Raw genomic sequence first — 19,091 nt, forward strand, 5'->3', positions numbered from 1 at the left:
TAGTCGCCTGGGGCGTTGTGCTTAGCGAACGCTCGGCACACAATAGCGTATCTATTATTTAATTGACGGGCGTGATTATGAAGCGGACAGCTTTCTTTATTTCCGATGGTACCGGTATTACGGCCGAGAGCCTGGGTCGCAGCCTGTTGGCTCAATTCAGCGATATTGAGATCAACATGCTGACCAAGCCTTATATCGATACGCTTGAAAAAGCCGAAGCGCTTGCCCGGGTTATTGAATCCACTGCCGCTCGAGATGAGCAACAACCGATCATTATCGATACCATCGTTGACCAGCAGATACGCGATGTAATTCGCCAAGCGCCGGGCTTCAAGGTGGATATCTTTTCTACCTTTTTGAAACCCTTGGAGCAGGAATTAGGCACCCACTCTTCTTACAGCGTGGGAAGAACTCACTCGATTGGCAGTGACGACGTCTATATGGACCGGATTCATTCGGTACACTTCGCACTCGATAACGACGATGGCGCCCGTACGCATCAATATGACAAAGCCGATATTATTTTAGTGGGCGTATCGCGCTGTGGCAAAACACCCACATCGCTTTATTTAGCGCTTCAGTTTGGCATTAGAGCGGCTAACTACCCGCTTACCGAGGACGACCTTGACGAAGACGGCACGCTCAAGCTGCCCAAGGTGTTAGCACCGCACCAGCGCAAGTTGTTTGGGTTGACTATTGATGCTCGCAGGCTATCCGCCATACGCAATGAGCGTCGGCCGAACAGCCGCTATAGCTCAATGGATCAGTGTCTGCAGGAAGTCGAACAGGCCGAAGCGCTTTACCGGATTATGCATATTCCGTTTATTGATGCGACGCGCTTTTCAGTAGAAGAAATTTCGACACGAATGATTGCCGAGACAGGCTTAGCGAGGCGCTTCTCCCCCCGCTAAACCAGCACTAAATGTACAACGCTAAAAATTACATGCCTTTGGGGGCGAAGATACCTGGGGCGTTACGCCAGTAGCCTTTGTAGTCCATACCAAAACCGAACACATAGCGGTCCGCGACTTCCAGGCTGCAGTAATCAGCTTTCAAGCCCGGCACCGCTTTGCGGTTATGTTGCTTATCCACTAGGACGGCAGTCGTAACGCTGGCTGCCTGAGCTTCTTTACAGTAAGCAAGAATTGCGGCGAGCGTCGATCCTTCATCCAAAATGTCATCCACGATGACGACGTGGCGCCCGGCCATGGGAATTTCAGGCGACACACGCCAGAAAAGCTCGCCACCGCGCAGCTCGTTGCGATAACGCGTGGCATGCAAATAGTCCACTTCCAGCGGAAACCCCAATCGGGTCAGCAGATGCCCGGTCGTAATCAAGCCACCGTTCATCACACAATAAAAAACCGGCAGTTTGTCCCCCAGGTCTTCAGTAATGGCCTCCGCCATGCGATCCAGCGCCCGCTCGACTTCTTCCTGAGAGATCAGGCAGTCTGCTGTTTCCATTAGCTGGCGCATTGAGTCCAATGACTCAAGCGCTTCTTTATCCAATTTGGACATGGGGTAACTCCCAAAAATGTAGCAATATTGCGAAAAGAAAAATCAGGTGGGGTTAGGGAAGTCCGCCAGCGCTTCTAGCCTGGCATGCGTACGTCGCCAACGCCCCAGCGCGCTCAGCGCATCCAAATCAGGTCGTGCACGGCCATAGCGGAGTTTCGCAGGGCGCTTATTGGCGATGCCCTGGCTGGCTTCAACGACCTCAAGCGCAGCGGCACGGTCGTTACACACCAACAACATATCGCAGCCAGCGGCGAGTGCAGCAGCGGCACGCTCGCGTGGCGAGCCCGCTTCGTGAGCACCTGCCATACTTAAATCATCTGAAAAAATACAGCCTTTAAAGCCCAGCGATTCACGCAGCATCCCCAACCAACTGGGCGAAAAGCCCGCCGGGCGTGTATCAAACGCTCGATAAATGACATGCGCGGGCATAATGCCATCCAGCTGGGAGGCTAGCTGTTCAAAGGGGACAAGGTCACGCTGTTTAATTGCCTCCATTGAACGCTCATCAATGGGCAGTGCGACATGGGAATCCGCGGCTACGCCGCCGTGACCAGGGAAGTGTTTACCCACAGCGCCCATGCCCGCCTGATGTAAGCCCTCAACAAAAGCGGCGCCTAATTGAGCAACGTGCTCAGGGTCACCACTGAAACTACGGTCGCCGATGACGCTAGAAACTCCGCTATCCACATCAAGCACTGGTGCAAAGCTTAAATCCAGCCCACAGGCGGCCATTTCCATGCCAAGCAACCAACCTGCGTCTATGGCGAGAGAGCGGCCTTCTTCAGGGTCTTGAGCATAACGCTCGCCAACCCGGGCCATGGCCGGTAAGCGGGTAAGCCCTTTTTTGATACGCTGTACGCGGCCACCCTCTTGGTCAACCGCCAATAAAAGATCGCCCCGTATACGCCTTATATCGCTACACAGCTTGCGCACCTGATAGGCGTCTTCCACATTACGGGCAAACAAAATCACGCCACCGACAGCAGGTTCAAGCAGCAAGCGCTTTTCAGCATTGGATAATTCAGGCCCTTCCAGGTCGAGCATGACCGGGCCAATAGGTTGAGTCATTAGCAGGGATCCAACAAAAGGGCCGATGATTTTAGACGATCAACGCACAGAGTCAAAAAAGCCTCTGCGTAAGGCCATTACAGATGGCTGCCATGTAGCCAAACAGGCGTTCCAGGCACGGCGCGCTCAAAGATATAAAGCAGGTCCTCGTTTCGCATACGAACACAGCCATGTGAAGCAGGTTTGCCCATCGGTTGATCGGGCGGCGTTCCGTGTACATAAATATAGCGGCGCTGAGAGTCGACCGTGCCTGCACGGTTAAATCCTCGCTCTAACCCACACAGCCATAAAATACGCGTCAAAATCCAATCACGTGTCGGATGAGCGTCGGCCAAGTCACTTGAGAAAATTTCACCGGTAAAACGCCTGCCTCTAAATACCGCATTGACCGGCTGTTCGTGGCCAATTGCCGCGCGAACATAGTGCCAGCCATGCGGCGTTTGGCTACTTCCTTCTTGCTGGCCAACGCCAGCGCGTCCAGTAGAGATAGCGCACTCAAAGTCTGGTGTTTGACCCTGCCACCAGCGCAGGATTTGTGCGCCGGTATCAATTTCGATCCAGCCGTCTTTTTCAGGTGGCAACTCAGCTAACAGGGGCGTTCGCATGCTGCGCTCCTTCAACCTCTTGCGGCAGTGGAGCATTCATGGCGGCAACGACCACAGGGCGCAAGCGTCGCACTAAATCACGCACAGTCACCTGCTCCTGATAATCCTTGGAGGCGATATCACGTAGCGCATCCAGCCCCGACAAGGTGAAGATAACCGTACCCAACATAAAGTGCAGCCGCCAAAAACGCTCGGCATCGGGTAAATCAGGAGTCGCCTTACGCACAAGCCCGGTAAAGCGGGTAAACACATCCCCATATTGCTCTTGAATATGGCGCCGTAAATGCCCCTGCGCTTGGCTATAGGCTAACCCCAATAAGCGCATGAAGACTTTCAAGCTATCCCGTTCAGCAGGCACTGCCAGCACCGTGGTGGCCATTGTTTCAAGTAGCTCTTCCAGGGGGATGGCGCGATCGGCATAGTGGGCTTCAAGCTCATCGAGCGCACCATGAAAACGCTGAGTAAACGGGTCTAGATAGCGTGAGAATACGGCTTGGATAAGGGCTTTCTTGGAACCAAAATGATAATTAACAGCCGCCAGGTTTACTCGCGCTTTACTGGTAATGTTACGCAGTGACGTTTCAGCAAAGCCACGCTCTGCAAACAGCACCTCAGCGGTATCCAGAATGCGTGACACCGTGTCAGATTGTGCCATTATGGCCTCCGGAGAAACGAGTGTTTAAAACATGCCAGAATAGTAAGTCATATCTTAATCAGGCTCAATCACCCTTATTCACCGTTTTTTTATTTGGCTACCCTGCGCATTAGCGTTAATTCAAACGTCTTACCGCTCACAGACAGTGTTTTAACAAGCTGCTTTTTTAACCATGTACTGGATAGAGCAACATACTGTATACTTAAACACATACTGATCAAGCAGACAGATACCGACTGTCTTTTATTGTTTATGGAGTTTGGTATGTCGCGGCCACTCACAGCACGTCAGCAACATGTTTTTGATTTTATAGTAAAAACCATGGGTGAATTCGGCTACCCTCCCACCCGCGCCGAAATTGCCAAGGCCTTGGGCTTTAAATCCCCCAATGCCGCTGAAGAGCATCTACGTGCTCTTGAGCGTAAAGGCGTTATCCGGATTATTCGCAATACGTCGCGGGGGATTCGCCTCCCCAACCAGGAAGCTCAGGACGTTAGCGAATTACCCGCCACCGTTGCAGCCAACAGCAATGATCTTCCGCCGATGGGCTTGCCAGTCATCGGTGAAGTGGCCGCTGGCAGTCCGATCCTTGCAGCGGAGCATATCGACCGTTACTGCCCGCTACCCGCAGAATATTTCACCCCTAAAGCCGACTACCTCCTGCGGGTACGCGGTTTATCCATGAAGGATGTGGGCATCCTGGAAGGCGATTTACTGGCGGTGCACCGCACTGACCGTGTACGTGATGGGCAAATCGTCGTTGCGCGGCTGGAAGATGAAGTCACCGTAAAACGCTTTCAACGCCAAGGGCATCAGGTCATGCTGATTGCGGAAAACGCTGATTTTGCACCGATTGAAATCGACCTGCGAACCCAATCCCTGGATATTGAAGGCGTAGGTGTAGGCGTCATCCGTGGCGGTAATGGCCAAGCACTAGGCTAATAAGCCGTTTGCGTGAAATTGGATTTTAAAAGCATCAAGGGGGTGGCCATTTTCATGACCACCCCCTTGTTTTGTTACTGGTTCAGCTTAAACAGTTTTAAAAACGCTTAGCTAAAGACAACGGTCTTATTGCCGTGGATCAAAACGCGGTCCTCCAGATGCCAGCGCAGGCCTCGCGCCAATACGGCTTTTTCTACATCGCGCCCAAAGCGAACCAGGTCGGTTGGCGTATGGCAATGGCTCACGCGATGAATATCCTGCTCAATAATCGGCCCGGCATCCAACTCTTCCGTCACGTAGTGGCACGTCGCGCCAATTAGTTTTACGCCACGTTCATAAGCCTGATGGTAAGGCTTGGCACCGGCAAATGAAGGCAAGAAGCTGTGGTGAATATTAATTACCTGCCCAGCATAGCGCTCACACAACGACGGGGGCAGGATCTGCATATAGCGCGCCAATACAATACAGTCCGCTCGCGCGTTATCAATAAGCTCCTGCACCTGAGTAAACGACTCTTCCTTATTATTCGGGTCCACCGGCACATGGTGATAAGGAATACCGTACCACTCAGCGATTGAGCGCATGTCTTCGTGATTAGAAATCACACCGGCGATATCACAATCCAGCTCACCTGCCTGCCAACGGTAAAGTAAATCCACCAGGCAGTGAGACTCACGGGAGACCATGAGGATGACGCGCCGACGCTTTTGAGTATCCATTAGCGCCCACTGCATGGAAAACTCTTGAGCAATTGGCTCAAAGGCGCTGCGTAATGTTTCAACGGACATGCCAAGCGAATCGGCCAATATCTCATAACGCATAAAAAAGCGGCCCGTTTGCAAGTCAGAATGCTGACTGGCCTCGGTGATAGAGCCGCCTTGTTGAGCAATAAATCCAGACACACGGGCAACAATACCCACCTGATCGGGGCAGGAAACGACTAAACGGTAATAATGAGACATGTGAAGTACTCTTGACGACCTACGAAATACAAATGACAAACCACTATTGGTATCGTCTATTGGCATAGTGCAACGGCGCCGCAAACAGCGGCTAAATAGCGACGCCGTAAATAACGGCTGCCTAGTGTACCGGAACCCTATTAACGAAGCACCGTTATCTAATGTCGGGGGTCATTGTTAGCCGCCCCTGCCTTCCCGTATAGTTAAGGCATTACTTTTTAGGCTTTTCATAACCGATGCATCCACCACGCGTTCAACTTCGTCCTCGCCGCCGCCCACCTCTGCGCCTACTGCCGCTGGGTGGGTGTGGTGAAATCGGCATGAATCTAACGCTGTATGGATACGACGATCACTGGATCGCGGTCGACTGCGGCATGATGATTCGCCAGGATTTGCCTAACTCGCCCCTTCAAGTACCTAACCTGGGCACCGCCGAGGCACTGAACATAACGCCCCAAGCGTTATTTATAACGCATGGACATGAAGATCACATTGGCGCGGTTGCCTGGTTATGGCCCAAGTGGAACTGCCCTATCTATGCCACCCCGCTTGCGGCAGGTCTCTTACGTGCAAAATTCGCTGAACACCAGCTAAGTAGCGCCGCGATTAAGATTATCGAGCCGGGCGAAGCAATGGAAACGGCACCCTTTTCGGTGCGCTATTTGCCGGTTACCCATTCGATCCCTGAAAGCTGCGCGCTGGTCATCGTGATGGGCGATTACCGCATAATGCACACAGGGGATTGGAAGCTGGACCCAGAGCCGTTGATTGGCACGCCCATTAACGCGGCGCACTTTCGAGCGCTTGCCCCGATTGATTTAGTAGTAGGTGATTCAACCAATGCCCCTCTGCCTGGCCACTCCAGCAGTGAAGGCGATGTGGCTAAAGCGCTGGCTAAAAGCCTGAAGGAATGCAAAGGCCGCGTCGTGGTCTCCTGTTTTGCAAGCAACCTGGCACGCGTACTGGCCATTGGCCGGGCGGCTCATCAATGCGGCCGTCGGGTCAGTTTGATGGGGCGATCCATGGAGCGCATGGTGAGCATTGCACGCGGACTTGGCTACATGGATGACTTCCCAGCGCTTGTCCCCCCTCATGATTTGGGCTATTTGCCCCCCGATGAAGTGGTGATTATCGCCACAGGTAGCCAGGGTGAGCCTCGTGCAGCACTGCAACGACTCGCCCAAGGGCGCCACCCGTTTATTGACCTTGAGCCTGGCGATAACGTCATTTTCTCTGCCAAAGCTATCCCCGGCAATGAACGCCCCATTGAGCAGCTCAAAAAACGCTTGGTCCAACTTGGGGTCACGATCTTTGATGAGGTTAATCATCCAGAGCTGCACGCCACAGGCCACCCTGCGCAAGAAGAACTCATCACATTCTACCAGTGGATCAGGCCCAAATATTTGATCCCCGTGCACGGCGAAGCGCGCCACCAGCAGGCCCACCAAGCGATTGCAGACTCCTTGGGCATCAGCGCACCTTTAGCACCCGTTAATGGCGACATGATCGTTATGGACCACTTGGGACTGCGCTGCGAAGCCCGCCACCCTCAACCGCCCTGTATCGTTAATCAAAATAGCGTTGTACCGCATCCGGGCCTGGAGGCCACCAAAACCACGACGCGCCGAGGCAGTTTATTTCTCGCCCTGCCTGTCGCGGCCAGCGATACCGGATGGTGGCGCATCGGTCGCTTGATGCTGGATAGCAGTAGCGCCAGCCCGCTCGACGAAGATAGCTTTAGCGAATGGCTGGACAATCAGCTGGAGGAGATTAAAGCGGATACGCTGGCTGATTTGCGCCTTGCGCTACAGCCACGCTTGATTCATTGGTTGGCGGACCACATGCAGCACATGCCTGAGGTCCACTTACAAATAATGGCTGCGGAAGCGCCTCTATAAACGCAACGAGGCGTAACCGAATCCTGTAGAACGCAGCGCACTCGCCAGGCGGGCACTGTAATAGCCTTATGACCAGCGCTCGGCATCTTGCCAATCGGTAGCGCGCTCTTTCACCCAATACTCACCCTGAGTGGAATGCTCCTTTTTCCAGAACGGCGCTTGGGTTTTTAAAAAATCCATAATAAAGTCACACGCTTCAAATGCTTCGCGCCGGTGAGCGCTCGCCACCAGCACCCTAACGATGGGGTCCCCCGGCGCCAGGTAGCCCACCCGATGAACAATATAAACCGCTTGAAGCGCCCAGCGCTGCCACGCCTGTTCGCCTATCTGCTCCAGCGTCCGCTCTGTCATACCGGGGTAATGTTCCAGGGTAAGCCCGGTGACATCAGGCGACTCGTTAAAGTCCCGAACCAACCCTGTAAAACTGACAACCGCGCCAATATCGGTTCGCTGGGCGAGCGTCGACGCATAGCCATCGCCTAATGAAAAAGGCGCTGACTGGACTCGGACCTGGATATTCATCGTTTAGCCCCCTGTCACGGGTGGAAAAAAGGCGACTTCATCCTCGTCAGTAATCCGTGCGCTATCGTTGGCCATCACCTGGTTAATCGCACACAGCGTCCGCTGGTCGGTGAGCACGCTAAATCGCGTATCACGCTGGCTCAGCGCAGCCTTCAAACCCGCAATATCACGGCTCGGCACCTGGTCCAGGTCAAGCACCGTATCACTCACACCGACACGTTCACGCAGCTCGGCTAAAAACTTCACCCGAACACAGGGCGAGGCGCAGCGTTCGCCTAGTGTCACTTCGCCTGCCGTCCCTTCTCCCGTCACAATGGGGGCTTGCGGGCGAGCACTGCGCTGATAATCACCACGTACGCCGCCGCGTTTGCTTTCAAGCTGAACAGCGTCGATACACATATCCTTATCGACGGCTTTACACATATCGTAGAGCGTTAAACACGCGACCGACACCGCGGTAAGCGCCTCCATCTCAACACCCGTGCGTCCATTTAATCGGCACAGTGCCGTCACGTGGACACAGCCCTGCGCAGGGTCGATATCAAATTCAATGGAGACTTTGGAAAGCGCCAACGAATGACATAAGGGAATCAATTCATGGGTACGCTTCGCGGCCTGAATACCGGCAATCCGGGCCGTTGCAATGACATCGCCCTTGGGTAACTCGCCATCACTTAGCAGCTTCAGCGTTTCTGGCTGCATTAAAATCCGCCCCGAGGCGACGGCCTCACGACGTGTTTCGTGCTTATCACCCACATCGACCATATTAGCTTCACCACGCGTATTGAGGTGGGTTAGCTGCATGTTTATCACCTATGTTTTAAAAATGTGCCATTGGGTTGAGTGCTAGCCCACGTACGCACCCAGTGAGTAATTGCATCGATATCATTAAGGTTTAGCGGGGTAATCCGGGGGTCAAGCTCAACCGGTGGTTGATCATCAAGCGCCACCGCCTGAATCGTCGCATCATGAAGAATAGACGGCTCTCCAATTCCCTTACGATACAGTACGAGCTTGGGAATGGGCCATGCTTTGAATCCTTCGACAATCACAAGGTCTGGCTCATGGTAAGCCATCATTGCCAGCAACGCTGCCAGGTCTGGCTCATCCTGACCCGGCGTTTCCTGCATTAGCGCAAAGCGTTCCCGTGAGGCGACCAGCATCGGTGCCGCCCCGGCGCTACGCAGCTCATAGCTATCTTTACCAGGTTTATCCACTTCAAAACTGTGATGGGCATGCTTTATGACAGCTACCTTTAGCCCTGCTTGGCGCAACCGTGGCAGCAACTGCGTTAGTAGCGTCGTTTTTCCCGTTCCACTCCAAGCGACAACGCCGAGTACGGGAAATGCAGTGGCTACATTACTTACCATATACATGTCTCCTTCCCTGGTAATGAATCCTGATAAGGACGAGGGAGCTGTTACTCCCCTTCACGCTCACGAGGCAATAGCCAATTCAGTACGATACCTACGAGAGCCGCCAAGCTTACGCCCTGCAGGGTAAATTGACCTCCCCCAAATTGCATGCCGCCAATACCAAACACTAAAATCAACGACACCACCACCAGATTGCGTGGCGCGGTTAGCGACTGACCCGCACGTACTAGCGTATTCATTCCGACGACAGCAATCGAGCCAAACAGCAGCGTCATAATGCCGCCCATTACCGGACCTGGAATCGTTTGCAACAGTGCACCCAGCTTGGAAATAAAGGCCAGCAGAATGGCGATAATCGCCGCGACAATCATATAAACAGGGTTAAACGCCCGCGTCAGTGTTACGGCACCGGTTACTTCGGAATACGTCGTATTGGGTGGACCGCCAAACAGTGCCGCCACCATGGTCGCCAAACCATCGCCCAGCAATGTACGGTGCAGGCCCGGTTTTTCGAGATAATTTTTACGCGTTACCGAACCAATCGCCACCATATCTCCGATATGCTCAACCGCAGGCGCAATGGCCACAGGAATCATGAATAAAATAGCCGCCCAATGAAAGCTAGGCGCCGTAAAACTGGGTATTCCAAGCCAGGCCGCTTCATGTACCGGTGTAAAATCGACAACCCCCATCACCAGGGAGAGTGCATAACCGGTAACAATACCCCCCATAATGGGAATCAAGCGCAGCAGGCCACGCCCAAATACCGCTAATACCAGCGTCACCAGCAGGCTGGCCATGGATAAAAAGATCGCTTGACCATAGCTGATATTGTCGCTGGTTTCCCCGGTTGCCATGCTAACGGCCACCGGCGCTAACGCCAGGCCAATCACCATGATGACCGGGCCAACCACCACCGCCGGTAATAAACGATTTAGCCAACCGATACCGCGTACGCGTATGATCTGGGAAATAATGACATACACAAGACCGGCTACCATTAAACCGCCAAGCGTCGCGGAAACACCGAAACTGGCAATAGACCCCTGGATAGGCGCGATAAACGCAAACGAGGACGCCAAAAATACCGGCACCGACTGCTTAGTAACCGCATGAAATATTAACGTTCCCGCACCGGCAGTAAAAAGTGCAACACTTGGATCCAGGCCCGTTAACAGTGGAACCAGTACCAACGCGCCAAATGCGACAAACAGCATTTGTGCTCCGGTCAGCAGTACCTTCGGCCAAGACTCGGACCGGCTGCCAGCATTACTCATCACTCAACTCCCAGGAATCAATTTATATCGAAAAGGCAAAAAAATGCCCCCAACGCAAAGCGTAAGGGGCACCGTTAGGCAAAACGCTTAACGCGTTCCAAATATCTTATCGCCGGCATCTCCCAATCCCGGCACGATATAACTATTCTCATCGAGCCGATCGTCTACCGAGGCCGTATAAATTTCCACGTCTGGGTAAGCATCCTGCACACGCTTGATGCCTTCGGGAGCAGCGACAAGAACAATGATCTTCATATGCTCACAGCCCCGCTCACGCAGCATGTCCAGTGTGGCGATCATGGAACCACCGGTTGCCAACATCGGGTCAATCACCAGCGCCATGCGCTCTTCAATATCGTTGGCGAATTTCGCAAAATACGGCACAGGCTGCAGCGTTTCTTCATCGCGATAAAGGCCGACAACGCTGACGCGCGCACTGGGAATCAAATCCGTAACGCCTTCCAGCATGCCTAAACCAGCCCGCAGAATGGGCACAACCGTTACTTTTTTACCTTTAAGTCGGCGCGTGGCGATAGGCTCGCCGTTCCAACCTTGAATTTCGTGATCCTCAAGCTCCAGACCTTTCGTGGCCTCGTAAGTCAAGAGCTTGGCCACTTCACCTGCCAGTTCACGAAAGCTCTTGGTGCTCAAATCAACTTCGCGCATCAGTCCCAGCTTATGTTGAACAAGCGGATGGTTAATGGCGTAGACACTCATGGGGCTTCCTCACTGCAGTGTGATATCAGGATAACGACTCAGGCCGCATCTTCAGGCATACAAAATTGCGCGCATTCTACCTGCATCTGTCCATCAGGTTAAGCGCTTTCGGGCAGTTGCCATTCAACGGGCGAACGTCCTTGCCCCACCAGGAACTGGTTCGCTTGAGAAAACTGGTGATTGCCAAAAAAGCCCCGATGGGCAGACAGCGGCGAAGGATGGGGAGACTCCAGCACTAAATGGCGCTGCTGATCAATCAGCGCTTTTTTCTGGCGCGCATGACTACCCCATAACAAAAACACGCACGGCGGAGCATGCTGACTTACCGTTTCGATTGCTCGATCGGTAAACGGCTCCCAACCTTTGCCGCGATGCGACGCGGCATTGCCTTGCTCAACGGTTAACGCCGTGTTTAACAGCAAAACGCCTTGTTTGGCCCAGCTAACCAGGCTGCCATGCGGCACCGGTTTAACGCCCACATCGTTTGCCAGTTCTTTATAAATATTGGCAAGCGACGGGGGGATTTTCACCCCCGGCTGAACAGAAAAGCTTAACCCATGCGCTTGACGGGGGCCGTGGTACGGGTCCTGACCTAGAATAACGACTTTCACCTCTTCCAATGGCGTCAGTTCAAACGCACGAAACCAATCAGAAGAGTGAGGGTAAATAACCTTTTTAGCCGCTTTTTCCTGAGCCAAGAACTGTTTCAACGCCTTCATATAGTCGGCTTGAAATTCATCACCGAGCCACCGGCCCCAGTCGTTCGTTAATGGATTAGTCATAAGTCCTTTTAACTTGATCAACGAGAGGCTCAACATAGGCAACTCCCATATCCCAAGGGAATTGAATCCAGCACTGCTGAGCCACTTCAGTGAGATATTGGTCAACCAGGGGGCGCCCTTCTGGCTTGGCATAGATAGTGACAAAATGCGCTTTAGGCATCATTTCACGTACCGCACGCGCGGTTTTACCGGTATCCACCAGATCATCGACCAACAGCCAACCTTCGCCATCATGGTCAACGCCCTTCATGATATTCAGACCGCCCTGATCCATATGGTCATAGCTTTTAATACAGATCGTATCAATCAGGCGCACGTTAAGCTCACGTGCAATAAGTGCCGCCGGGATTAACCCGCCACGGGTAATCGCCACAATACCCTTGAAGTCCCGCTCCATCATTTGGTGGCAAAGCTGACGCACATCTCGGTGCAGCTGGTCCCAGGAAATAATGAAGTGTTGGTGATAGCGTTCGCTGCTCATGAGAGGCGTTACTCGTCTTCGTTGAAAGAACATACCGCGAATACGCTGAAGCCAGCATCGCGAATTTTCTGAGAACCGCCCAACTCGGGTAGGTCAATAATAGTGGCGGTTTCTACGACATGCCCGCCAGAACGCTGAATAAGGTTGGCGGCGGCCAGCATAGTGCCACCGGTGGCAATCAGGTCATCCATCAGCAGGATCCGGTCACCTTCCTGAAAAGCGTCAGAATGTAGTTCTACTTCCGAATGACCGTATTCCAGCTTGTAGGTTTCACTGATCGTTTTAAAAGGCAGTTTGCCTTTTTTGCGCACCGGTACAAAGCTACAACCTAGCTCATAGGCGAGCGGTGCACCGATAATGAAACCACGCGCATCAATCGCGGCGATGGCATCCAGGTTCATTTCCTGATAGCGATGCACGAAACTATCAATTAGTTTGCGAAACGCCGCACTGTTTTGTAATAACGGAGTGATATCACGAAAGTTCACCCCCTGCTCAGGCCAATCAGGAACGGTGCGAATAACCGACTTAATGTAGTCACCGTAGATGCTCATCGCGTCTCTCATAGATTAATAATAAATAGCCTGGGTAATTAACCCAGGAATAGAAACTTCGCTGCAAACAGCAAGGCCAGAATCACGACAGCAGGATTCAGGTCGCTAAACCGGCCTGAAAGCGTTTTAATTCCTACAAAGCTAATAAAGCCCAAGGCAATACCGTCAGCAATTGAAAACGTCAGCGGCATTGCCAATGCTGCAATTAATACCGGAGCAGCATCGGTTGGGTCTTCCCAGTTCGCATGGGATAAACTGCCCGCCATGAGTACCGCAACGTACAGCAGCGCACCGGCAGTGGCATAAGCCGGGATAGAGCCTGCTAACGGCGCAAAGAAAAGACTGATTAAAAACAGTACACCGACCACGACGGCTGTTAGGCCTGTTCGCCCACCCGATGCAATACCCGCCGTTGATTCGATATAGCTCGTGGTGGTTGAGGTGCCGAGAGCCGCGCCTGCCATGGATGCTGTGCTATCGGCCATCATGGCGCGCCCGATACGAGGTAGCTTGCCATCCTTGTCGAGTAGATTACCCCGATGAGCAACCCCTACCAGCGTGCCGGATGTATCGAACAGGTCAACAAACAGGAACGCAAAAATAACGCTGAGCATCGCCACATCAAGGGCGCCCACCAGATCCATCGCCATAAAGGTAGGCGCGATAGAGGGCGGCATCGACATCACACCGTTGTATGCATTATGGCCCAACAGCATCGAAATGAGAGTAATGCCCAGGATACCAATTAATACCGCGCCCTTGACCCGCAGGTACGCCAACGCGGTAATCACAAAAAAGCCCAGCAATGAATAAAGAGCCGCTGGCTGTGAAAGATCTCCCATCGCGACCAGAGTCGCCGGATTAGCCACCACAATACCTGCGTTTTTAAGCGCAATCATGGCCAGAAAAAGCCCTATCCCTGCCGCAATCCCTAAGCGTAGCGAGAGTGGTATCGAGTTGATAATCCACTCACGGACTTTAAAAACACTCAATACGAAGAATATCAAACCCGAGAAGAAGACCGCACCAAGCGCGGCTTCCCAGGTATATCCCATACCTAGCACCACGCCGTAAGTGAAGAAGGCGTTAAGCCCCATCCCCGGTGCTTGCGCAATGGGGTAATTAGCCCAAATGCCCATCACGAAGCAGCCAATCGCTGCCGCCACGCACGTCGCGACAAAGACGGCACCGTAGTCCATACCCGCTTCCGACAGGATGCTAGGGTTTACGAAAATGATATAAGCCATCGTCAGGAACGTTGTGATCCCGGCGACCACCTCTGTTTTCACATTCGTATTTAGCTCAGTGAGCTTGAAATACTTATCCAGAAGTTTCATGTATGTTTTATCCTTCGCGCAAACGCAGTATGCGTCCCCTTGGAGCGAGAAAAGCCGCACATATTACCGAAAGCTCCCGCGCGATGCGAGTACCTAACGCACAGCCGGTTTAAGCGGAGCCACCTCCACTGACACTAACGCTAGCAATCTTCAGGCCATCAGCGAACCAGCAGGTCAGCCAACCACCCGCTGCTTTCTTATAATCGTTTAGCCAGCACGCGCTCGACCGTTTCGACAATCACCTGTGTTTGCGGATCAATTTCAATATTGACCTTATCGCCAGGCAGACGCTCTTTGAGCATGGTGCGTGAGAGCGTTTCGGGTATCAGATTCACACTGAACTCAATGCCACTATTATCTGCCGCGCGACGCACATCTCCGACCGTCAAACTGATGCCATCAACACCGATATACCCCTTTTCAAACACAAAGCGGCCAACCGTGTCGGGTAGAGAAAACCAAAGCCGACGGTTATTGGGAGCTTCTTCTATCGCGACGACGCTGGCCATACAGATAATATGGCCGGACATCGAGTGCCCCCCAATCTCGTCGCCAAACCGTGCAGCACGCTCTATATTGACGCGCCCACCCGGTTCAAGTGCACCAAGATTAGTCAAGCGCAGGGTTTCGCGCATCAAATCAAAGCTAACGTTATCGCCATCAATAGCGGTAACCGTTAAACACACGCCGTTATGGGCTACTGAGGCACCAATTTCCAACCCTTCACGCATTTCGGGCGGTAATGCCACTACATGGGTTCGAAACGCGTCAAGTTCATGCACCTCTACTATACTTGCGGTGCCCTGTACGATGCCGGTAAACATAATCCACCCTTACTACGTCGCTTTGAAAACGCCTATTCAAACACGAAATCAACCCGGCGCAAGTTTATCCGTGAGAAGTTAACAATGCGCACACCGCACCCGGGAAAGTATGATGAGCAGCATGCGTGACGCTAATCAAATGCCTTGATGGACGCAAAGCAAAGTGCAGTACGCCTAAAAACGTTTAAAAACGCACGACTGCGCCTAATTAAGCGGCCACACGCGTAAAGCAGCCGGTTTCAATTGACAAAGAGGAAGGGGCTGCTTAGACTTTCGGCCCATGTAATGGCGCCGATTTGTACCCATATTGCGGGCGCCCACCAAGCCACAGGTTTGGTGAAGTGCAGCTAAAAGGGTGTGTCCAGCGTTGATGGCCACCCGAAAGGGTGGCCTTTTTTTTATTCCTCGCCCTACGCTTGCTCCCTTGCACTCCGTCTTTGGCCTCCTATTAAGGCAGACGCTATGATTGAACTTAGCAACGTCAGTAAAACTTATGGCAGCGGCAATAACGCCGTTCACGCCTTGAAAGATGTTAATTTGCACGTACCTAGAGGCGCTATTCACGGCGTTATCGGCCTATCCGGCGCTGGAAAATCCACGCTAATCCGTTGCGTTAACTTACTTGAGCGACCAACCAGTGGCAGCGTGACCGTGGATGGCCAAGAGATGACTCGCTTAAACGGCGGCGCCCTAAACCAGGCACGTCACCGCATTGGCATGATTTTCCAGCACTTCAACTTGCTTACTACGCGGAACGTGTTTGATAACGTTGCTCTGCCGCTTGAACTGATGGGTGAAAAACGTAGCGCCATTCAACACCGCGTACTTCCGCTACTGGAAATGGTCGGGCTGGCTGACAAAGCCAAACAGTATCCCGCGCAGCTCTCGGGTGGCCAAAAGCAGCGTGTTGCTATCGCCCGCGCTCTGGCCAGCCAACCCAATGTGCTGCTGTGTGATGAAGCAACATCGGCATTAGATCCACAAACTACCGGCTCTATTCTTGAGTTGCTGCGTGATATTAATCACCAGTTGGGTATCACCATTTTGTTGATTACCCATGAAATGGAAGTGGTTAAGTCAATTTGCCACCGCGTAAGCCTTATTTCCAACGGCACACTAGTGGAAGACGCAGAAGTCGGCGACTTTTTCACGGCCCCCAGCACTCAGCTTGGCCGCGAATTTTTGAACGATTTTCTCCAGCTTAGCCCCCCTAAAGAGCTGATCGAACGCTTAAGCGATACGCCAGGAGAGGCCACTCACCCCGTCGTACGCCTAACGTTTTCTGGCGATGCCGTCTCAACACCGCTTATCTCCCGCCTGGCCCGCGAGTGCAATGTGGATGTCAGCATTTTACAGGCCAAAGTCGAGTCCATTCAGGACCGCACCTTAGGGCTTATGATTGCAGAACTGCTTGGCACGATAGAGCAGACGCAACAGGCAATGGATTATCTTCAGTCTCACCAGTTAGAAGTCGAGGTACTTGGTTATGTCCAGCGCAATGTTTGACCTTATTTTACAGGCCACGCTGGATACGCTGTATATGGTGGCCATCTCTGGCGTCATTTCGACACTGCTCGGCCTACCATTAGGCGTATTGTTGTACGCGACACGGCCAAGGCAAATTCTAGCCCAGCCAGTGCTTAATCAGGTATTGAGCATTATTACTAATATTGGCCGCTCGATTCCTTTCATTATTTTGATGGTAGCCATCATCCCGTTCACACGCATGCTGGTCGGCACCTCGATAGGCATCAACGCCGCATCAGTTCCCCTAACCATTGCGGCCATCCCTTTTGTGGCGCGCCTGATAGAGGGCGCACTCAATGAGGTGTCGCCGGGCCTGGTGGAATCTGCTCAGTCCATGGGCGCAACCCCGTGGCAGATTATTCGCAAGGTACTTGTACCAGAGGCGCGAGGCGGCATCATTACAGGCTTAACCATTACGCTGGTAACGCTAGTCAGTTACTCCGCTATGGCGGGAGCGGTAGGTGGTGGCGGCCTGGGGGACCTGGGCATCCGTTATGGATACAACCGTTTTAACCCCACTATTATGCTGATTACCGTGATTATTTTGGTGGTCATGGTGCAAGGCTTTCAAAGCCTGGGCGACTATCTGGTGCGCAAAAGTGATCGCAAATAGTGGTCGCAATTGGTCATGCTCGCTTATAACAAAAAAACATTAGAATTATTTTTCTTATTCCAATATTATTAAAAAATGACGATACAACGCATTAGGAGACTTATCATGCAAAAACTAATAATTGGTAGCCTGACAGCCTTGGCACTGGCCGTTAACGTTGCAAACGCAGAAACCCGCACGCTGAAAATGGGTACCGTTGCCGGCCCCGAAACTGAAGTCATGGAAGTGGCGGCGCGGATCGCCAAAGAAGAGTACGACCTTAATGTAGAAATTATCGAATTTACCGACTACGTAACGCCCAACGTTGCGCTGGCCGACGGTAGCCTTGATGCCAACGCCTACCAGCACGCCCCTTACTTGAATGCCATGGTTAGCGATCGCGGCTATGACCTTGCCGTTGCAGGCTATACCTTTGTTTATCCGATCGGTGCTTATTCAGAAAAATTCGATAGCATTGAAGATCTGCCCGACGGCGCGCAGATTGCACTGCCCAACGATCCTTCCAATGAAGGTCGTGCGTTGATTTTGATGCATAACGAAGGCCTGATCACACTGAACGACCCGGAGTATCTGGAAGCGACGCCGATCGATATCGCCGAGAATCCGCGCAACTTCCGCTTCCGTGAAATTGAAGCTGCCCAGTTGCCCCGTGTATTGCGCGATGTCGACATGGCGTTTATCAACAACACGTTCGCCCAACCAGCTGGTTTGAAGCTTGACGATGCCCTGATCAAAGAAGGGCCTGAGTCTCCCTACGTGAACCTTATTGCCGTACGCGGCGGTGATGAAGAGCGTGAAGATATTCGCCAACTAGTGGATGCCTATCAGCGCGACGAAGTAGCAGCCAAAGCTGAAGAGCTGTTTAAAGGCGCTGCCGTGCCGGGCTGGACTGAATAACCCCTTCAGCAAGCACCTCATCAGGCCGACCTTAGTGTCGGCCTGATGCGTTTATGATGAGATAATGATGCCAACCATTAATTACGCGCTACTCAACCGCCAGCTCGAAGCCCTGCTTGATACACGTGACTGGCTTACCAACAGCGCTCAAATGTGCGCGTTTATTCAGCAGGAAGTACCTGACCTAAACTGGGTGGGGTTTTATCTTCAGCGTCAACCCGAGATCCTGGGGCTAGGGCCTTTTCAGGGCAAGCCCGCCTGCCACCCCATCCCTTTTAGCAAAGGCGTATGCGGAGCCGCAGCGCGCCAGCAGCAAACACAGCGGGTCGATGATGTACACGCCGTCGCAGACCATATTGCCTGCGATGCCGACTCACGCTCCGAGCTGGTCATTCCTATTGTGATAGAAGGCTTTCTATGGGGCGTTCTAGACCTGGACAGCCCACTACCTGCGCGCTTTACCGCAGACGATCAGGCAGGACTCGAAGCGCTAATAGCGACTTTTCAGCGCCAAACAGATCTACCGACCCGCTAGT

At 52.8% G+C, this 19,091-nt stretch carries 22 protein-coding genes; 7 read left to right on the forward strand and 15 right to left on the reverse strand.

Annotation, left to right across the window (positions count from 1 at the left end; all coding sequences use genetic code 11):
• The first annotated feature begins 77 nt into the window (after positions 1-77).
• Positions 78-911 carry a posphoenolpyruvate synthetase regulatory kinase/phosphorylase PpsR gene (gene ppsR / locus ACT3T7_RS16675; protein ID WP_444621895.1) on the forward strand — a complete coding sequence of 278 codons (834 nt, stop codon included), beginning with the start codon at positions 78-80 and terminating at the stop codon, positions 909-911.
• A gap of 28 nt (positions 912-939) precedes the next feature.
• Here the strand turns inward: ppsR and ACT3T7_RS16680 are convergent, their stop codons facing one another.
• From ACT3T7_RS16680 to ACT3T7_RS16695, 4 genes are all read right to left on the reverse strand, one after another.
• Positions 940-1,518, reverse strand: coding sequence for a hypoxanthine-guanine phosphoribosyltransferase (locus ACT3T7_RS16680; protein WP_087107361.1), 579 nt, complete (start codon positions 1,516-1,518; stop codon positions 940-942).
• A gap of 42 nt (positions 1,519-1,560) precedes the next feature.
• A complete protein-coding gene (gene nagZ / locus ACT3T7_RS16685) occupies positions 1,561-2,586 on the reverse strand; it encodes a beta-N-acetylhexosaminidase (protein WP_444631643.1) in 1,026 nt (341 codons plus the stop codon).
• A 77-nt stretch (positions 2,587-2,663) separates the two neighbouring features.
• Positions 2,664-3,191: a L,D-transpeptidase family protein gene (locus tag ACT3T7_RS16690; protein WP_444631644.1), complete on the reverse strand. Its 528-nt coding sequence runs from the start codon at positions 3,189-3,191 to the stop codon at positions 2,664-2,666.
• Positions 3,169-3,846 (reverse strand): TetR/AcrR family transcriptional regulator, encoded by a 678-nt coding sequence (locus ACT3T7_RS16695; RefSeq protein ID WP_172118443.1) that lies wholly within the window; start codon positions 3,844-3,846, stop codon positions 3,169-3,171. The genes ACT3T7_RS16690 and ACT3T7_RS16695 overlap by 23 nt, the downstream gene beginning before the upstream one ends.
• A 264-nt stretch (positions 3,847-4,110) precedes the next feature.
• Here ACT3T7_RS16695 and lexA point away from each other — a divergent pair, with 264 nt between their 5' ends.
• Positions 4,111-4,788 carry a transcriptional repressor LexA gene (gene lexA, locus ACT3T7_RS16700; protein ID WP_172118442.1) on the forward strand — a complete coding sequence of 226 codons (678 nt, stop codon included), beginning with the start codon at positions 4,111-4,113 and terminating at the stop codon, positions 4,786-4,788.
• Between the two features lie 107 nt (positions 4,789-4,895).
• Here the strand turns inward: lexA and purU are convergent, their stop codons facing one another.
• Positions 4,896-5,750 carry a formyltetrahydrofolate deformylase gene (purU, locus tag ACT3T7_RS16705; RefSeq protein ID WP_172118441.1) on the reverse strand — a complete coding sequence of 285 codons (855 nt, stop codon included), beginning with the start codon at positions 5,748-5,750 and terminating at the stop codon, positions 4,896-4,898.
• 320 nt (positions 5,751-6,070) lie between these two features.
• Here purU and ACT3T7_RS16710 point away from each other — a divergent pair, with 320 nt between their 5' ends.
• A complete protein-coding gene (locus ACT3T7_RS16710; RefSeq protein WP_172118476.1) occupies positions 6,071-7,648 on the forward strand; it encodes a ribonuclease J in 1,578 nt (525 codons plus the stop codon).
• 66 nt (positions 7,649-7,714) lie between these two features.
• On the opposite strand, the gene moaE is transcribed toward ACT3T7_RS16710, so the two are convergent.
• The 10 genes from moaE to ACT3T7_RS16760 form a co-directional block, all read right to left on the reverse strand.
• On the reverse strand, positions 7,715-8,170 hold the full coding sequence (moaE, locus tag ACT3T7_RS16715) for a molybdopterin synthase catalytic subunit MoaE (RefSeq protein ID WP_444631645.1): 456 nt from the start codon (positions 8,168-8,170) through the stop codon (positions 7,715-7,717).
• 3 nt (positions 8,171-8,173) lie between these two features.
• Complete coding sequence (gene moaC / locus ACT3T7_RS16720) at positions 8,174-8,974, reverse strand: cyclic pyranopterin monophosphate synthase MoaC (RefSeq protein ID WP_172118439.1); 801 nt, start codon at positions 8,972-8,974, stop codon at positions 8,174-8,176.
• Positions 8,975-8,979: 5 nt separating this feature from the next.
• On the reverse strand, positions 8,980-9,540 hold the full coding sequence (gene mobB, locus ACT3T7_RS16725) for a molybdopterin-guanine dinucleotide biosynthesis protein B (protein WP_172118438.1): 561 nt from the start codon (positions 9,538-9,540) through the stop codon (positions 8,980-8,982).
• A gap of 50 nt (positions 9,541-9,590) precedes the next feature.
• Positions 9,591-10,823, reverse strand: coding sequence for a uracil-xanthine permease family protein (locus tag ACT3T7_RS16730; protein WP_444631646.1), 1,233 nt, complete (start codon positions 10,821-10,823; stop codon positions 9,591-9,593).
• An 87-nt stretch (positions 10,824-10,910) separates the two neighbouring features.
• Positions 10,911-11,540: a uracil phosphoribosyltransferase gene (gene upp / locus ACT3T7_RS16735; RefSeq protein ID WP_087107382.1), complete on the reverse strand. Its 630-nt coding sequence runs from the start codon at positions 11,538-11,540 to the stop codon at positions 10,911-10,913.
• Between the two features lie 98 nt (positions 11,541-11,638).
• The gene (gene ung, locus ACT3T7_RS16740) at positions 11,639-12,322 is read right to left on the reverse strand and encodes a uracil-DNA glycosylase (protein WP_444631647.1); all 684 of its coding nucleotides are present in this window, start codon (positions 12,320-12,322) and stop codon (positions 11,639-11,641) included.
• Complete coding sequence (gene gpt / locus ACT3T7_RS16745) at positions 12,315-12,803, reverse strand: xanthine phosphoribosyltransferase (protein WP_087107385.1); 489 nt, start codon at positions 12,801-12,803, stop codon at positions 12,315-12,317. The genes ung and gpt overlap by 8 nt, the downstream gene beginning before the upstream one ends.
• Before the next feature lie 8 nt (positions 12,804-12,811).
• Complete coding sequence (locus ACT3T7_RS16750) at positions 12,812-13,357, reverse strand: adenine phosphoribosyltransferase (protein WP_172118434.1); 546 nt, start codon at positions 13,355-13,357, stop codon at positions 12,812-12,814.
• A gap of 38 nt (positions 13,358-13,395) precedes the next feature.
• On the reverse strand, positions 13,396-14,694 hold the full coding sequence (locus tag ACT3T7_RS16755) for an NCS2 family permease (protein WP_172118433.1): 1,299 nt from the start codon (positions 14,692-14,694) through the stop codon (positions 13,396-13,398).
• A gap of 197 nt (positions 14,695-14,891) precedes the next feature.
• Positions 14,892-15,518: a riboflavin synthase subunit alpha gene (locus tag ACT3T7_RS16760; protein ID WP_444631648.1), complete on the reverse strand. Its 627-nt coding sequence runs from the start codon at positions 15,516-15,518 to the stop codon at positions 14,892-14,894.
• A gap of 462 nt (positions 15,519-15,980) precedes the next feature.
• On the opposite strand from ACT3T7_RS16760, the gene ACT3T7_RS16765 reads away from it, so the two are divergent.
• The 4 genes from ACT3T7_RS16765 to ACT3T7_RS16780 all read left to right on the forward strand — a co-directional run bounded on the left by ACT3T7_RS16765 (position 15,981) and on the right by ACT3T7_RS16780 (position 19,090).
• On the forward strand, positions 15,981-17,024 hold the full coding sequence (locus ACT3T7_RS16765) for a methionine ABC transporter ATP-binding protein (RefSeq protein ID WP_444631649.1): 1,044 nt from the start codon (positions 15,981-15,983) through the stop codon (positions 17,022-17,024).
• A complete protein-coding gene (locus ACT3T7_RS16770; protein WP_087107396.1) occupies positions 17,005-17,658 on the forward strand; it encodes a methionine ABC transporter permease in 654 nt (217 codons plus the stop codon). Before ACT3T7_RS16765 ends, ACT3T7_RS16770 begins: the two co-directional genes overlap by 20 nt.
• Before the next feature lie 105 nt (positions 17,659-17,763).
• Complete coding sequence (locus ACT3T7_RS16775) at positions 17,764-18,555, forward strand: MetQ/NlpA family ABC transporter substrate-binding protein (protein ID WP_172118430.1); 792 nt, start codon at positions 17,764-17,766, stop codon at positions 18,553-18,555.
• Positions 18,556-18,622: 67 nt separating this feature from the next.
• Positions 18,623-19,090 (forward strand): GAF domain-containing protein, encoded by a 468-nt coding sequence (locus ACT3T7_RS16780; protein ID WP_444631650.1) that lies wholly within the window; start codon positions 18,623-18,625, stop codon positions 19,088-19,090.
• The last annotated feature ends 1 nt before the right edge of the window (position 19,091 follow it).

This window comes from Halomonas sp. 111, assembly GCF_052379685.1.
Classification (GTDB): domain Bacteria; phylum Pseudomonadota; class Gammaproteobacteria; order Pseudomonadales; family Halomonadaceae; genus Vreelandella; species Vreelandella citrativorans.

Bases quoted from the DNA above. Each gene is read 5' to 3' on its own strand.
- gpt (WP_087107385.1), bottom strand. From the start codon at position 12,803: ATGAGCAGCGAACGCTATCACCAACACTTCATTATTTCCTGGGACCAG.
- ACT3T7_RS16760 (WP_444631648.1), bottom strand. From the start codon at position 15,518: ATGTTTACCGGCATCGTACAGGGCACCGCAAGTATAGTAGAGGTGCAT.
- ACT3T7_RS16730 (WP_444631646.1), bottom strand. From the start codon at position 10,823: ATGAGTAATGCTGGCAGCCGGTCCGAGTCTTGGCCGAAGGTACTGCTG.
- nagZ (WP_444631643.1), bottom strand. From the start codon at position 2,586: ATGACTCAACCTATTGGCCCGGTCATGCTCGACCTGGAAGGGCCTGAA.
- mobB (WP_172118438.1), bottom strand. From the start codon at position 9,540: ATGGTAAGTAATGTAGCCACTGCATTTCCCGTACTCGGCGTTGTCGCT.
- ACT3T7_RS16755 (WP_172118433.1), bottom strand. From the start codon at position 14,694: ATGAAACTTCTGGATAAGTATTTCAAGCTCACTGAGCTAAATACGAAT.
- moaE (WP_444631645.1), bottom strand. From the start codon at position 8,170: ATGAATATCCAGGTCCGAGTCCAGTCAGCGCCTTTTTCATTAGGCGAT.
- upp (WP_087107382.1), bottom strand. From the start codon at position 11,540: ATGAGTGTCTACGCCATTAACCATCCGCTTGTTCAACATAAGCTGGGA.
- ACT3T7_RS16680 (WP_087107361.1), bottom strand. From the start codon at position 1,518: ATGTCCAAATTGGATAAAGAAGCGCTTGAGTCATTGGACTCAATGCGC.
- ACT3T7_RS16710 (WP_172118476.1), top strand. From the start codon at position 6,071: ATGAATCTAACGCTGTATGGATACGACGATCACTGGATCGCGGTCGAC.
- ACT3T7_RS16775 (WP_172118430.1), top strand. From the start codon at position 17,764: ATGCAAAAACTAATAATTGGTAGCCTGACAGCCTTGGCACTGGCCGTT.
- ACT3T7_RS16690 (WP_444631644.1), bottom strand. From the start codon at position 3,191: ATGCGAACGCCCCTGTTAGCTGAGTTGCCACCTGAAAAAGACGGCTGG.
- ACT3T7_RS16750 (WP_172118434.1), bottom strand. From the start codon at position 13,357: ATGAGCATCTACGGTGACTACATTAAGTCGGTTATTCGCACCGTTCCT.
- lexA (WP_172118442.1), top strand. From the start codon at position 4,111: ATGTCGCGGCCACTCACAGCACGTCAGCAACATGTTTTTGATTTTATA.
- ACT3T7_RS16765 (WP_444631649.1), top strand. From the start codon at position 15,981: ATGATTGAACTTAGCAACGTCAGTAAAACTTATGGCAGCGGCAATAAC.
- ACT3T7_RS16780 (WP_444631650.1), top strand. From the start codon at position 18,623: ATGCCAACCATTAATTACGCGCTACTCAACCGCCAGCTCGAAGCCCTG.
- ACT3T7_RS16695 (WP_172118443.1), bottom strand. From the start codon at position 3,846: ATGGCACAATCTGACACGGTGTCACGCATTCTGGATACCGCTGAGGTG.
- purU (WP_172118441.1), bottom strand. From the start codon at position 5,750: ATGTCTCATTATTACCGTTTAGTCGTTTCCTGCCCCGATCAGGTGGGT.
- ppsR (WP_444621895.1), top strand. From the start codon at position 78: ATGAAGCGGACAGCTTTCTTTATTTCCGATGGTACCGGTATTACGGCC.
- ACT3T7_RS16770 (WP_087107396.1), top strand. From the start codon at position 17,005: ATGTCCAGCGCAATGTTTGACCTTATTTTACAGGCCACGCTGGATACG.
- ung (WP_444631647.1), bottom strand. From the start codon at position 12,322: ATGACTAATCCATTAACGAACGACTGGGGCCGGTGGCTCGGTGATGAA.
- moaC (WP_172118439.1), bottom strand. From the start codon at position 8,974: ATGCAGCTAACCCACCTCAATACGCGTGGTGAAGCTAATATGGTCGAT.